This window comes from Paenibacillus marchantiae (assembly GCF_028771845.1).
Classification (GTDB): domain Bacteria; phylum Bacillota; class Bacilli; order Paenibacillales; family Paenibacillaceae; genus Paenibacillus; species Paenibacillus marchantiae.
In genome coordinates this window covers 5,473,687-5,486,733 of the sequence record NZ_CP118270.1, presented here as the reverse complement: position 1 = coordinate 5,486,733, position 13,047 = coordinate 5,473,687, and the positions used below count along the sequence as shown (strand labels likewise).

Sequence of the window (13,047 nt, the reverse complement as noted above, 5' to 3'; positions counted from 1 at the left end):
TTTTATCCATCGAAAATATAGTGAAGATTATCAATTCATAAATGAATTTACGTCAGATGAATTTACGTATATAGCTTCAGCGGAAGGGTCGTTAAAGATTGTCCGGCCGCAGAGGCAGTCAGGTTTTCCTCCAGATTGAATCCTTCCACGGGTTCAATGCTGGTGAAGGTTTTTAAAAATGTGGTCAGTACAATTTTGGCCTCCAGACGCGCCAGTGGTGCCCCCAGACAGAAGTGAGTACCAAAACCAAATGCAAGCTGTTTATTATTGTTCGATCGATGAATATTTAAGGTGAACGGGTCTTCGAACATGTTCTCATCCATATTGGCTGCACTCATCCACGCTACGATAGCGTCTCCCTTTTTCAGTTTAACACCAAGCAGATCGTTATCCTCTTTGACCATCCGGTCCATTTTGCTGATGTGAAAGCGATATCTCAGCATTTCCTCTACCGCGGCTGGAACAAGCTCAAGGTTATCCCTGAGTTCGGCATACAATTCCGGTTGATCATACAGAAGGGCATAGAACGAGTTGGCCAGCAGGTTGCTTGTTGTTTCTATGCCAGCACCCAGAATAAACATGGTGGTTCGCACAATCTCTTCATCCGTAAAGTGCTCGCCATCCACTTCCACCTGGATCAGGTCGGATATGATATCTTCTCCCAGATTGGATCTTTTGGACACAACGAAGGGATACAAGTATTTAAAATATTCTTCGCCGGCAATCTTTTTCATTTCGTTAATTTGATCAAAGGTGGCATCGGTAGTGGGCATAAACATGGTGTCCACCCAACCCTTGAACAAATGACGATCTTTGGAAGGAACGCCAAGCAGGTCAGACATGATAATGACAGGAAACATGCTCGTATAAGCTTCAACAATGTCCACTTCTGATTGATGCTCAAACTCTTTAATTAGCTCTTCGGCCACTGCCTGTATTCTCGGTTCCCAAAGCTTGAGACTTCTCGGTGTAAACGCACTTGCCAGCAATGATCTCCGCTTGCGATGATCCGGCGGATCTACATTGTGAATATCCAGCTTGTCCGGCATGTGATGCTCGCTGTCCGCACCTTTTTCTTCACTTGAATATCCGACGTTCACAATTGATCTTTTTCTCACACTGGAGAAGTGCTCGTGATCATTAAGCACGGTTTTGACAAGATCATACTTGAATATATGCCAGGAATCGGTCTCTTCATTGTAGATGACAGGTTCCTGATTCAACATGCTGCGATACCAACGGTAGGGACTGAATTCTTCTTCTTTCGATTGGAAATTCGTGATTTCTGACAGAGAAATAATAGAGCTCTTCGTCATTCGTTTCGCCTCCTTGGTTGGTCTCATTGACAAATATAACAAATAAGAGTACTTTAATTCAAGTAGTTTAAATTAAAACAACAAGGTGGAGTAAAGAGTGAAGAACATACTGAAGCACGGCGGAGTCAAGGCAGGCATATTCATGATCGTTTTTTATCAGATTGTAATGTTGACCGTTTTTATGTCGGGATATAGTGCAATCCCCAAAAATGTAACCAATCTTACGGTGGCCATTGTCAACGAGGACCAGCAATCCGGTACTGAGTTTGTACAAAAATTGCAAGAACAATTGCCATTTAAGGTAGTAACCAACGAATCATTGCAACAGGCAAAGACAGGGCTTGAAGATCGGGATATTCATATGATCATACGTATACCGGGTGATTTTACGGAGAAACTGTCTGAACAAGGCGGTAAAGCTCAGCTCCAGTACCTGATTAATGAATCGAACCCAACAACGATCACCAGTTCAATGAAAAATGTAGCTGCTCAAATCACTGCGCAGATCGGTGCTCAGGTTCAGGCACAGAGCTTTGAGGGTGTGCTGAGCAGTATGCAGGTTCCTGCGGAGCAATCGAAACAGATTGTGGAATCGACCATGGACAAAGTATCATCCGACATCGTTCTGAGCAACCCGCAACCAGCAGGCATGCAAAATCAGATGGCACCGATGTTTATCACCATGGCGCTCTATGTTGGAGCCATGATCTATGCGATGCAAAGCATTGGCGGCATGAAACAACTGCAAGGACAGATGGGGAAATGGAAAGCATTCTTTGCAATGCGAGGAGTCAACCTGCTTGTTTCCATCCTTGCTCCACTTGTAGGGATAGGCATTTATTTTATGGTGCAAGGGTATGGCGTGGAAGCGTTTTTGAAACTGTGGATGGTGCATAGTTTGCAGTTGTTTGTGTCGATTGAGTTTACAAGTATCTTTATCATGCTTCTGGGTCAAGGCGGAATGCTGATCAATATGATATTCGTACTCAGCCAATCCATTGCAAACGGGACGTCCATGTCACCGGAGATGATGCCAGGATATTTCAAATTCGTAAGTCAAATCACACCGATGTTCTATTCAACGCATCTGGATTACAATATTCTCTTCGGTGGGGGACGAACGGTGCATTATGCTGTTGGGCTGGCATTGGTTGGTGTGGGAGCCTTTGTTATCAATACAGCCATTCATCATTTCAAAAAAGCCAAGCAAACTAGTACCACACAGGAGTCTGTACAACAGCCCGTTATGATATAAAATAGAAGATATGAGGGTAGGCGATGAAGAAGAAGCTATGCCCTTCGATTAGCAGAATGGGGGCAGTCACATGTCGATTCAAATATTTATACTCGGTGCACTAAGTGAAGGGAATTATTATCCCTATGATATTAAGAAGCGAATTGGGAAACATCTGGATCAAACGGATGCCAAGATTACCGAAGGTACCATTTATTATAATTTTGAAGTGTTGCTGAAGAAGGGTCTTATTGAGAAGGTAGAAACAATTCAGAGTGAAAATCGACCAGACAAAACGACATATGGAATTACCGAAAAAGGACGTCAGTCCCTTGAACAGAGCATATATAAGGTGTTCCAGAAGTTTACGAATGTACAGTCCTTATACGCTGCGTTGGTCCATTTGGATAAGGTGGATAATCAGAAGATCGCGTATTTGATTGAGGATATTATTGAGAAGATGAATAAGAGGCTGGAATATATTGAATCTCATACACCTCAGGAGATTGATGTGGAGGAGGATCTGAAAGATGCACTGTTGTTGATGCGAGATCACGCGTACCACTCCATTCAGAGTGATATGATCTGGCTTCAGAAACTTCTGCATCATGTTCAGAGCAGAGTATTAAAAAGCTAAATCACTACTCGTTAAAGGAATGAGGTGAAAAGATAATGTATGAACATTTGGTCGCATTCAAATTGAACGATAAAATCACTACGGTCAAACAGCAAGAATTGGTAGCTCAATTACTCGCGTTACAGGAACAGATTCCTGGAATTGTGGATCTCACCGCAGGTATTAATGTAACAGAGGAGACGGATCATATTCAGGGCTTCACACTTGGCCTGAGAGTGACATTTGAAGATCAGGAAGCGCTGCGTGCTTATGGCCCGCATCCTGCACATCAGGCATTTGTAGCCTCCCTGAATGAGTGGCTGGAGAATGTAATTGTGGTCGATTATTCGATTTGAGTCTGCATATTGTCCATATTATATTATGCATAAGAAGTCGCCATGGCGGTGGCTCTGAAATGATTAGGTTAGCCAGAATTTTCTGGCTGGCCTTTTTACGTTTTTCGATGGGGATGATCGGGAGAAGTAAAGGTGTTTCGGGATTTCATGTGAGGTAATATAACGTTAAAAGAAGCTGTGCTCATCCCTTTTTTGTACAAAATGCCCAATATAATGAGGTCTCTTTATAACCTGCAACAATTCTATGTTATGGATAATGGAACTTCCCGCAATTGTTTATATAATGTGAATCAACATAACATGATTTTTGCAGCGGTAAAGTGATTCTAAATTACAGGGGGCAGGTAGGGATGAGAGAAACCAAGAGAATGAGGATTTTTTCACTGGGAATTCAGCACGTATTGGCGATGTATGCCGGGGCCATTTTGGTTCCGCTGCTTGTGGGAAGAGCGTTAAACCTGACTGCGGAACAATTGGCGTATCTGGTATCGATTGACCTGTTAACCTGTGGTATCGCGACATGGCTTCAAGCACGTAAAGGGAAGTATTTGGGGATTGGCTTGCCAGCGGTTCTTGGAAGCTCATTTGTTGCTGTGACTCCCATGATTGCGATTGGATCACAATATGGAATTCCGGCCATTTACGGTTCCATCATAGCAGCAGGGATATTCATCGTTATATGTGCTGTTTTCTTTAGTAAAATCGTCAAACTGTTTCCTCCCGTTGTGATTGGAACAGTCGTAACCATTATTGGTCTGGCGTTAATTCCAACGGGCATCAAGAACATGGCAGGTGGAGCAAACAGTGAGAATTTCGGAAGTCTGGACAATCTGGCGCTCTCATTCGGGGTATTGCTCTTCATTCTGGTGCTGAATCGATATGCTCGCGGCTTTGTCAAATCCCTCGCAGTTCTCCTCGGTATTATTGTGGGTACCCTCGTCGCTGCCATCATGGGGAAAGTGAATTTCAGCTCTGTACAGGAAGCCTCTTGGTTTCATTTGCCCCAGCCCTTTTACTTTGGATGGCCTACCTTCGAAATCGGTCCGATCATTACCATGATTATTGTCGGCACAGTTGTCATTATCGAATCTACAGGTGTGTTTATGGCCTTGAGCAAAATCTGTGATCAACCGATTAACGAAAAGGATTTGGCACGAGGATACCGCGCAGAAGGTCTGGCATTTGTACTTGGTGGTATCTTCAATGCTTTTCCGTATAACACATTTGCTCAGAATGTCGGTTTGGTTCAGCTCTCCAAAGTGAAAACGACCAATGTGGTTGTTGCAGCCGGAGGTATTCTGATTTTTCTTGGACTGATCCCCAAAGTTGCGGCATTCGCAACGATTATTCCCAGCGCGGTACTCGGCGGGGCAACGGTTGTTCTGTTCGGCATGGTAGTCTCATCCGGGATTAAAATGCTGCAACATGTGGATTTCAGCAAGCAATCCAATCTGTTAATCGTTGCTTGTTCGGTTTCACTCGGTCTTGGCGTCACGGCTGTGCCGGATCTGTTTGCCCAGCTGCCTCAAAGTATCCGCATTATTGTTGGTGATGGTATTATCACAGGCAGTCTGTGTGCCATCCTGCTCAATGTTTTCTTTAACCTCGGATTTAAAAAAGAGAGTCTGCCCGTACAGCCTGTACAAGCTCAAGAAGCACATACTTAAGATTGTCTTGTAACAGGTATGCGATCTGAATAAATGGAACAGACCCAAGATGTATTGGTTGAGGTGGAATGATCGGAATGACTCCCCTTGCCAATGAACCTCTTGGGTCTTTATTTTGGGTAAACTGCAGAGTACAATTGGATATTTTTACTCAACATACCCCGGAAGCTTTTCACCTGTGATGAGTTCGAAAAGTTTTGCAGATTTCTTCTTAGTTAATTGAACATAAGTAGGTTTACTTTCAATGATGATTTCAACCTGATCCTGATGGGGACTGATCCAGAGGTTATAGATGACACTTTTATCTGAGGAATCTGTGTTCTTTTTCTCGAAAAAGAATTTATAATCCGGAGGTCGCACCATATCCGCTATAGTATTGTTCGACGGGATAGAGGCGGTGATGTTCCTGATGGCTTGCACCTGTGCTGGATCGGTAATTTTTCTATACAGGGTATATTGATTGGAGCTCTCAACCGGTTGTTGAACGATAACCTGATTTCCCTTTGATTGTATGTTGTCCGCTGAACAACCCGTAAGGCACATAAACAAAAGTGTTATAGACCCAATCCAATAGATGTATTTTCTCAATTTGATCACCCCTTGATCTCTAAACGGTGTCCCGGGTATGAAAGTTACAGCAGGATGAATGCAAAAGGGATATAAATATGCTAAAGTTTCATCATGAACATGCTACATGTTCTTTCCGTTGAATTTCCATGCGACTACATAAATGAGCATTGGTTCACAAGGCTAAAATAAAACGAAGGGATATCATGATATCGCTTGGTTACAGAAAAGGAGTTGTGATCACATGCAACAAGAAACGCTGAAAAAAGGGTGGCACTTCGACAACAGTTATGGACGTTTGCCACAGACCTTTTTTACAAATCAGGGTGCGGTACCTGTTCAATCACCGAAGTTGATCATCTTCAATACATCGCTTGCAGCCAGCCTGGGGCTGAATGCTGAGGCTCTTAACAGTGATGAAGGAGCGGAGGTGTTTGCAGGTAACCTGATTCCGGAAGGTGCCGAGCCTCTCGCTCAGGCCTATGCGGGTCATCAATTCGGTAATTTTAACATGCTTGGTGATGGACGGGCTTTGCTGCTGGGAGAACAAATCACGCCACAAGGCGAGCGAGTGGATATCCAGCTGAAAGGTTCGGGAAGAACCCCATACTCTCGCGGAGGCGATGGACGTGCTGCCGTTGGGCCAATGCTGCGTGAGTATATTATTAGTGAAGCGATGTATGCACTCGGCATTCCAACAACGCGAAGTCTGGCGGTTGTATCTACTGGAGAAAACATTACACGCGAAACAGAGCGACCTGGTGCAATCCTGACTCGGGTGGCTTCAAGTCATTTACGTGTAGCAACCTTCCAATACGCAGCCAGATGGGGATCGATTGATGAGCTCAGAGCATTGGCTGACTATACACTGAAACGGCATTTTCCCGATATTGCCGAAGCCGATAATCGCTATCTCCAGTTACTTCAGGAAGTCATTCGTCGACAGGCTTCACTTATCGCCAAGTGGCAACAGGTTGGTTTCATTCATGGCGTAATGAATACAGATAATATGGCCATCAGTGGTGAAACCATCGATTATGGGCCGTGTGCGTTTATGGATGCCTACAATCCAGCGACGGTATTTAGCTCCATTGACACGCAAGGTCGGTATGCATATGGAAATCAACCGTATATTGGCGGCTGGAATCTGGCTCGGTTTGCCGAGACGCTTCTGCCACTGCTGCATGAGGATGAAGAACAGGCTGTACAAATCGCTCAGGATGCGATTGCACAATTCTCTGAATTGTATCACCACCACTGGCTCTCGGGAATGCGGAGCAAGCTGGGCTTGTTTAATGAAGAGGCTGAGGATGAAGCGCTAATCAGGGATCTTCTTGAATTGATGGAGAAGCATAGTGCAGATTACACAAATACGTTTCTCGCACTGACCTTTGATACGCTCAACGGAGCTCCTTTATTCGATACTTCAGAGTTTGCGGAGTGGAATGAGCGTCGCCAGGCAAGATTAGGCAGACAGCAGGAAGGGAAAGAAGAATCGCAGCAATTGATGAGAACTAGCAACCCAGCGGTGATTCCTCGTAATCATCGGGTGGAAGAAGCACTGGACCGAGCGGAGAATCACGGAGATCTTAGTGTGATGGAGAAACTTCTTGCTGTTCTTTCAAACCCGTTTGCACATTCTACCGAACAAGCTGAGTACGCGGAACTGCCTACGCAGTGCGATACCTCCTACCGGACTTTTTGTGGAACCTGATTGAAAACTTGTTATGAAGAGGCTGCCATTGGCAGCTTTTTCATTATCATGTCAAAAGGAGATTTTATTTCCAACATACTAAGCAAAACAGAGATTGCAAAAACTCTTTTTCAGTTGCTTGAGCGGACATCCTTCCGCAGGCAGCAGATTGAGGACTATGTTAACCGCTTGTTTGAGAGCTTTAAAGGGGAAGGAGTTCCATATGTAGAGATTGAAAATGATGCATATATAGTTCGTATATACGAGCGTGGCATGGTTATGTTGGAAAAAAGAATGGAACAGACGGAAGAAGTAATCTACTGGCTGCTGGAGGATATCATTTTTACGGCAGCGCATGTGGAATTGCTGAAACGATATGGTGTGGATAATAAACAGACACACTTGAATTACACAAACGCAGTGACGCAAGAATTGACCCAAAGTGTTGAGAAGGCTTTCCAACAGCTTGGAGATCCTTACTTGTATTGGCATCAGACGGGTAAACGGCAAGATCTGGAGAGGCTGGAACCAAGAAAAGAGAGGTGATTGACATGAGTGAACAGGATATTAATGATGTGTGGTATGAGTATGCGTTCACCTTTGTGGGGAAAAAGAATGAATCCGCTCAGGGCTGGGCTGCGTTAACAACGAATGAACAGGAAATTGCTGCTTTATGGCTGCTAGAGATGGACGTCTTTAACGGTGGTTTTGTTCAATTTTTCTGCAACTGGGGCGAAGAGGTATACCTATACGCGTTGCAGGCATTACATACCATTGGTGCGACTCAAGTAATGGACATCATAAAGTCAGCATATGTCTGCATTAAGCATTTGGGAGAGGATGAAAGACTTGCTGAACTGTGGGATATTCCTACGTTTCTAACAGTAGAGGAGGAGCAACATCTTGATGTGCTGGATCAGCAATTTTGGAACAATGAAGATCAGATTGCAGAAAAGGCTTATGCATATTACCACGAGAAGTTGAACAAGATGTCTTTATAAACTTTGGCGTAGGCATTCATCTGTTGCTCTATATAAAGATTAAATACTTGGCCTTGCAATGATATTAACGTTCGGCTATACTGGCTATAAATTGAATACATGAATTACGTTGATAGAGCGCAGTAGCGGCTTTGTCCCTGTTACAGAAAGTCAGGGGTTGATGGAACCTGATACATACAAGGGCTGCGAATTACACTCTGGAGTACTTGGGTAATGCCAAGCGGAATGGCAAACGATATTTTGCTGAAAGCGGTATGGACAGCGTGTGAGTTGTTGTCTGTGCAAGTTGGGTGGTACCACGGTTATGATAATCGTCCCTATGTCTATTGAAGACAAGGCGGCGATTTTTTTGTGTCCAAAAAAGCCTCGCCCGGCTTAGCTCCTTGTGAATTAACGTAGATCATGGCCTAATACCAATGCATAGAGAAGGGGTTGTTTGTTTTGAATATTATTGATGAACTGGAATGGCGCGACGCCATTAATCAACAGACAGATGCGGAGGGTCTGCGTGAGCTGACAGAGACCACGTCGGTTTCATTGTATTGCGGAGTTGACCCTACAGGAGACAGCATGCACATCGGACATTTGATTCCGTTCATGATGCTGAAACGTTTCCAACTCGCTGGGCACCGTCCAGTCATTCTGATTGGTGGGGCAACAGGAACGATTGGTGATCCAAGTGGTCGTCAATCGGAACGTTCCCTGCAAACGTTGGAAGAGGTACAAGCCAATGTAGATGCTCTGACTGCACAAATGAAAAAGCTTTTCGTAACGGATGGCGACAATCAGGTACGTATGGTCAATAACTACGACTGGACACACAAAATCAATGTGATTGAATTTTTGCGTGACTACGGTAAGAACTTTAACCTCAACACGATGCTAGCCAAAGATGTGGTTGCGAGCAGACTGGAAGATGGAATTTCGTTTACCGAGTTCTCCTACCAGATTCTCCAATCGCTCGATTACCTGCACCTGTTCCAACATGAGGATGTACAGCTGCAAATCGGCGGTTCCGATCAATGGGGCAACATTACAAGCGGTCTGGACCTGATCCGTAAAAAAGAAGGGCCAGAAGCTAAAGCTTACGGTCTGACGATCCCGCTGATGCTCAAATCCGACGGAACGAAATTCGGTAAATCCGCAGGCGGGTCCATCTGGCTTGATGCGAATAAGACGACTCCATTCGAATTCTACCAGTTCTGGGCGAACACGGATGACCGTGATGTAATCAAATACCTGAAATACTTCACATTCCTAAGCAAAGAAGAAATTGAAGCTTTGGCTGAAAAGGTAGAAACGGAGCCCCACAAGCGTGAAGCACAAAAGGCACTCGCTGAAGAAATGACGAAATTTGTTCACGGCGACGACATGCTGGAGCAGGCGAAACGCATTACCGCAGCACTCTTCAGCGGAGACATTCGTTCCCTTACAGCTGACGAAATCGAGCAGGGCTTTAAAGAAATGCCGACCTTCGAAACCGATGGTGAAGCAAAAAATATTGTAGACTGGCTCGTGGATCTTGGCCTGGAGCCATCCAAACGTCAGGCGCGTGAGGATGTCACCAAAGGGGCCATTTCCATGAATGGTGAGAAAGTTACGGAACTGGAATTCACGGTCTCTGCAGAGCACGCAATCGGTGGTAAATTCATCATTATCCGTAAAGGCAAGAAAAACTACAGTCTGGTGAAATTGAAGTAGCCATAAGATTACATTATGAATCTTGGGAAGGTAGATGCAAAGGTTTCATCTTCCCAAGGAACACAAAAAAGGACCGTCTCCAATCATGTCAATGACGGAACTGACCCCATAACGAGAGACAAATTAAAACACCTTCAAGTGAATGAAACCTTGTCGTAAGATAAGGAGATCATCTTGGAGGTGTTTTTGCATTGGCAACTAGAGTAAGTTATCCCGTGGAACTAAAGATGAAAGCCATAGAAATGAGATTAGCAGAAGTACCCGTAAAAGAAGTTATGGAGAAACTGGGGATACGGAATGAATCACAGCTGAAAACGTGGATGAGGTGGTATCGAAAAGGAGAAGTTCATCGCCTGGAGCAACCCGTAGGCAAGCAATATAGCTATGGAAAAGGCCCAGGTCACTCCACAGAGCTCGAAAAAGTTAAAGCAGAAAACCGTTTCCTGAAGCAACAATTGGAACTGCTAAAAAAGTACAAGGAATTGGAACGGAGGTGGAAGCTGAGGTCGTCATCGCCTGGATTGAATCCATTCGAGAAGAAGTAACTATATCTGAGGCTTGTACATGGCTTGGAATTGCTCGTGCGACCTACTACCGCTGGAAGGCAGCCGTTGAGAGGAAGCGCCCAGATCCAACAGTGGAGAAAGTCATCCAACTTTGCACTCAACACAAGTTTCGGTATGGGTATCGAAAGATCACTGCCTTACTTCGATCAGAAGGTCCAATTAATCACAAGAGAGTTCAGCGAATCATGCAGTGCGAGGGATTACAATGCCGAGTGAGGATCAAGAAGCGAAAAACGACTGGGCAACCGGCACAACCAGCGGAACATCTGCTTAAACGAAAGTTTCATGCAGAAGCTCCGTTGCAAAAATTGGTGACTGACATTACGTATTTGCCGTTTGGTAACAAAATGTTGTACCTTTCAAGCATTTTGGATCTGTACAACGGAGAAATTGTCGCTTACAGTATAGCGGACAAGCAGGACACATGCTTAGTTCTGGATACATTGAATCAAATTCCAGAGCGAAGCAATATGCTGCTCCATAGCGACCAAGGTAGCGTGTACACGTCCCAGAATTACCAGGCTGTAGTAAAGGGAAAGGGCATTATCATGAGCATGTCCCGAAAAGGAACGCCCGCTGATAATGCCCCCATAGAGTCGTTTCATTCCACACTAAAGTCTGAAACGTTCTACCTCGAAGATCTGATGTCTACAACGACGGCCATCGTTGAACAGACCGTTCGAAACTACATTACTTACTATAACTCAATTCGAATTCAAACAAAACTAAATAACCAGTCTCCGATGGATTTCCGAAGACTGGCTACTTAACTTGCAAGGTGTTTTGATCCCTGTCTCACAAAAGGGGTGCAGTCCCGACATCATGGAGACGGTCCTTTTTATATTCCATCCGCAAATGGCTTATTAGTTATTCATTTATTGATTCACAATCGCTGTGATCTCTTCATCCAGATCCAGTCTTACATTCTCACGGTAAGCCCGAATGTCGTATTCACTGTGCAGATAGCGCAGGATCGCTTCAATCATGTTGGATTCGACCAGATACTGACTGCGGCCTTGAATCCAGACTTCTGCGGAATATCCCGTATCTTCTTCCCAGCTCAGTTCCACATTGACATCGGTTGGGCGAACACCCTTGCGTTCAGCCATGTGAATACAGATCGCGTTGACAATTTCATCCATGCTCAGAACCATAGAGATTAGTACCGTCCGTTTCTGTTACGGTCATCATCATCACGATCATTTTTGCGGTCATAACGACCATCTGCTGCTGGTTTACGACGATTCGTAATGGCTCTGAACAGGGCCATCGCGAGCATCACGATCAGCATAATTGCAGCTACGTTTACGAGCAATCCAAGAATGTTACCCAGAGCGCCCATGCCACCGAACAATCCGCCGAACATCATGCCAGCAAGACCACCCAGCATCATACCTTTCATAAATCCACCGCCACCGCCGAAGAATCCGCCACGGTTCGTTGTAGCTGCTCCATTGGAGTTATTATTCGTATTAGATTTGCTCACATTGCTGTTGGAATCGGATTTCTTAGGTGTGTTGGTATAGCTTTTTGTTCCCGATTTGAAACCGCCACCACGTCTAGCATCAGCAGAATCCGGATTCGCAACTCCAACTGTTGCAAACAGTAATGTAAAGGCCATGAAAACCATCATGAGATGTTTAATTCCGAATTTTTTCTTCATTGTAAAGATCGTAACCCCCCGATTAATTTGTTTGATTCGCCCAAAAATGGGCCTTACTCAAGTAATACGGTCAACTTACAGGAACGTTTCAAATTTTGTTTATCTTTCTGAAATAATTGGACAAGGGTCCTGAATTGCCGCCTGACCATCGAGTAATTGGGTTACCCAGTTACACCATTCGATGCCCGTTTGTGCGTTCATTAACCCTTTTTGTACCAGAATGTAACTTCCGAATTCCCGACTGCCTACTCGCAGATTATCCTGAGGGATACGGGACTTCAAATCCTCGAAATAACGGATGCGTTCCATGAACCAGTTTTTGCGCTCATTCAGAATGCGTCTCATGCTTCCGTCTTCTGCAATGCCGACACATAAAATGCGCAGATTGAACTCGTCACGCGTAACCGGAGCGGTAACGGGAGTGATCATCCATCCCAGCAGTTTTTCAATACCTTTCTCCGTGACTGCATACATTTTTTTGTCTGGTTTGTCAGACTGTTGCACCCAGCGGGAGGCTAAAAGCTCATCGTTTTCCATTTTGGAGAGGAGCGGATAGATCTGACTGTGCTTAGCCTGCCAATGCGGCTGGATCTTCAGCATTAGATCATAACCTGATGACTCCTCGCGGGTAAGAAGCCCGAGCAATCCGTAGGAAAGTATGTTCATG

General features: G+C 44.7%; 14 protein-coding genes and 1 other annotated feature. Of the genes, 9 read left to right on the top strand and 5 right to left on the bottom strand.

Annotated elements, in window-relative coordinates:
- Window positions 1-62 precede the first annotated feature (62 nt).
- A complete protein-coding gene (locus PTQ21_RS24630) occupies window positions 63-1,316 on the bottom strand; it encodes a cytochrome P450 (protein ID WP_072733333.1) in 1,254 nt (417 codons plus the stop codon).
- Window positions 1,317-1,413: 97 nt separating this feature from the next.
- Between PTQ21_RS24630 and PTQ21_RS24625 the strand changes: the two genes are divergently transcribed.
- The 4 genes from PTQ21_RS24625 to PTQ21_RS24610 all read left to right on the top strand — a co-directional run bounded on the left by PTQ21_RS24625 (window position 1,414) and on the right by PTQ21_RS24610 (window position 5,189).
- Window positions 1,414-2,571: a YhgE/Pip domain-containing protein gene (locus PTQ21_RS24625; protein ID WP_079693954.1), complete on the top strand. Its 1,158-nt coding sequence runs from the start codon at window positions 1,414-1,416 to the stop codon at window positions 2,569-2,571.
- A 70-nt stretch (window positions 2,572-2,641) separates the two neighbouring features.
- Complete coding sequence (locus PTQ21_RS24620; protein ID WP_063563098.1) at window positions 2,642-3,187, top strand: PadR family transcriptional regulator; 546 nt, start codon at window positions 2,642-2,644, stop codon at window positions 3,185-3,187.
- A 35-nt stretch (window positions 3,188-3,222) separates the two neighbouring features.
- Complete coding sequence (locus tag PTQ21_RS24615) at window positions 3,223-3,522, top strand: Dabb family protein (protein WP_063563097.1); 300 nt, start codon at window positions 3,223-3,225, stop codon at window positions 3,520-3,522.
- A 350-nt stretch (window positions 3,523-3,872) separates the two neighbouring features.
- On the top strand, window positions 3,873-5,189 hold the full coding sequence (locus PTQ21_RS24610; protein ID WP_063563096.1) for a nucleobase:cation symporter-2 family protein: 1,317 nt from the start codon (window positions 3,873-3,875) through the stop codon (window positions 5,187-5,189).
- 147 nt (window positions 5,190-5,336) lie between these two features.
- On the opposite strand, the gene PTQ21_RS24605 is transcribed toward PTQ21_RS24610, so the two are convergent.
- Window positions 5,337-5,777 carry a YhfM domain-containing protein gene (locus tag PTQ21_RS24605; RefSeq protein ID WP_269055284.1) on the bottom strand — a complete coding sequence of 147 codons (441 nt, stop codon included), beginning with the start codon at window positions 5,775-5,777 and terminating at the stop codon, window positions 5,337-5,339.
- A 223-nt stretch (window positions 5,778-6,000) separates the two neighbouring features.
- On the opposite strand from PTQ21_RS24605, the gene PTQ21_RS24600 reads away from it, so the two are divergent.
- The 5 genes from PTQ21_RS24600 (at window position 6,001) to PTQ21_RS24580 (ending at window position 11,487) form a co-directional block, all read left to right on the top strand.
- The gene (locus PTQ21_RS24600) at window positions 6,001-7,470 is read left to right on the top strand and encodes a protein adenylyltransferase SelO (RefSeq protein WP_063563095.1); all 1,470 of its coding nucleotides are present in this window, start codon (window positions 6,001-6,003) and stop codon (window positions 7,468-7,470) included.
- A 48-nt stretch (window positions 7,471-7,518) separates the two neighbouring features.
- A complete protein-coding gene (locus tag PTQ21_RS24595; protein WP_274567468.1) occupies window positions 7,519-7,995 on the top strand; it encodes an Imm63 family immunity protein in 477 nt (158 codons plus the stop codon).
- Window positions 7,996-8,000: 5 nt separating this feature from the next.
- Window positions 8,001-8,450: a DMP19 family protein gene (locus PTQ21_RS24590; RefSeq protein WP_274567467.1), complete on the top strand. Its 450-nt coding sequence runs from the start codon at window positions 8,001-8,003 to the stop codon at window positions 8,448-8,450.
- Window positions 8,451-8,550: 100 nt separating this feature from the next.
- Window positions 8,551-8,772, top strand: a binding site (T-box leader).
- Between the two features lie 119 nt (window positions 8,773-8,891).
- Window positions 8,892-10,151 carry a tyrosine--tRNA ligase gene (gene tyrS / locus PTQ21_RS24585; protein ID WP_063563092.1) on the top strand — a complete coding sequence of 420 codons (1,260 nt, stop codon included), beginning with the start codon at window positions 8,892-8,894 and terminating at the stop codon, window positions 10,149-10,151.
- 191 nt (window positions 10,152-10,342) lie between these two features.
- Window positions 10,343-11,487, top strand: a protein-coding gene (locus tag PTQ21_RS24580) for an IS3 family transposase (RefSeq protein WP_274567268.1) whose coding sequence is annotated in 2 segments (ribosomal slippage) — window positions 10,343-10,616 and window positions 10,616-11,487 — 1,146 coding nt in all. Because the reading frame shifts where the segments join, the coding sequence is not laid out codon by codon here.
- Window positions 11,488-11,592: 105 nt separating this feature from the next.
- Here the strand turns inward: PTQ21_RS24580 and PTQ21_RS24575 are convergent.
- From PTQ21_RS24575 to PTQ21_RS24565, 3 genes are all read right to left on the bottom strand, one after another.
- Window positions 11,593-11,871 carry a YxcD family protein gene (locus tag PTQ21_RS24575; protein ID WP_024630486.1) on the bottom strand — a complete coding sequence of 93 codons (279 nt, stop codon included), beginning with the start codon at window positions 11,869-11,871 and terminating at the stop codon, window positions 11,593-11,595.
- A gap of 5 nt (window positions 11,872-11,876) precedes the next feature.
- Window positions 11,877-12,380, bottom strand: a complete 504-nt coding sequence (locus PTQ21_RS24570; protein WP_063563091.1) for a hypothetical protein — start codon at window positions 12,378-12,380, stop codon at window positions 11,877-11,879.
- Window positions 12,381-12,479: 99 nt separating this feature from the next.
- Window positions 12,480-13,046: a PadR family transcriptional regulator gene (locus tag PTQ21_RS24565; protein WP_274567466.1), complete on the bottom strand. Its 567-nt coding sequence runs from the start codon at window positions 13,044-13,046 to the stop codon at window positions 12,480-12,482.
- Window position 13,047: the final 1 nt, after the last annotated feature.

Excerpts from the sequence above, each read along its gene's own strand:
- PTQ21_RS24630 (WP_072733333.1), bottom strand. The coding sequence starts at position 1,316 with ATGACGAAGAGCTCTATTATTTCTCTGTCAGAAATCACGAATTTCCAA.
- PTQ21_RS24620 (WP_063563098.1), top strand. The coding sequence starts at position 2,642 with ATGTCGATTCAAATATTTATACTCGGTGCACTAAGTGAAGGGAATTAT.
- PTQ21_RS24615 (WP_063563097.1), top strand. The coding sequence starts at position 3,223 with ATGTATGAACATTTGGTCGCATTCAAATTGAACGATAAAATCACTACG.
- PTQ21_RS24610 (WP_063563096.1), top strand. The coding sequence starts at position 3,873 with ATGAGAGAAACCAAGAGAATGAGGATTTTTTCACTGGGAATTCAGCAC.
- PTQ21_RS24600 (WP_063563095.1), top strand. The coding sequence starts at position 6,001 with ATGCAACAAGAAACGCTGAAAAAAGGGTGGCACTTCGACAACAGTTAT.
- PTQ21_RS24595 (WP_274567468.1), top strand. The coding sequence starts at position 7,519 with ATGTCAAAAGGAGATTTTATTTCCAACATACTAAGCAAAACAGAGATT.
- PTQ21_RS24590 (WP_274567467.1), top strand. The coding sequence starts at position 8,001 with ATGAGTGAACAGGATATTAATGATGTGTGGTATGAGTATGCGTTCACC.
- PTQ21_RS24575 (WP_024630486.1), bottom strand. The coding sequence starts at position 11,871 with ATGGTTCTGAGCATGGATGAAATTGTCAACGCGATCTGTATTCACATG.
- PTQ21_RS24570 (WP_063563091.1), bottom strand. The coding sequence starts at position 12,380 with ATGAAGAAAAAATTCGGAATTAAACATCTCATGATGGTTTTCATGGCC.
- PTQ21_RS24565 (WP_274567466.1), bottom strand. The coding sequence starts at position 13,046 with ATGAACATACTTTCCTACGGATTGCTCGGGCTTCTTACCCGCGAGGAG.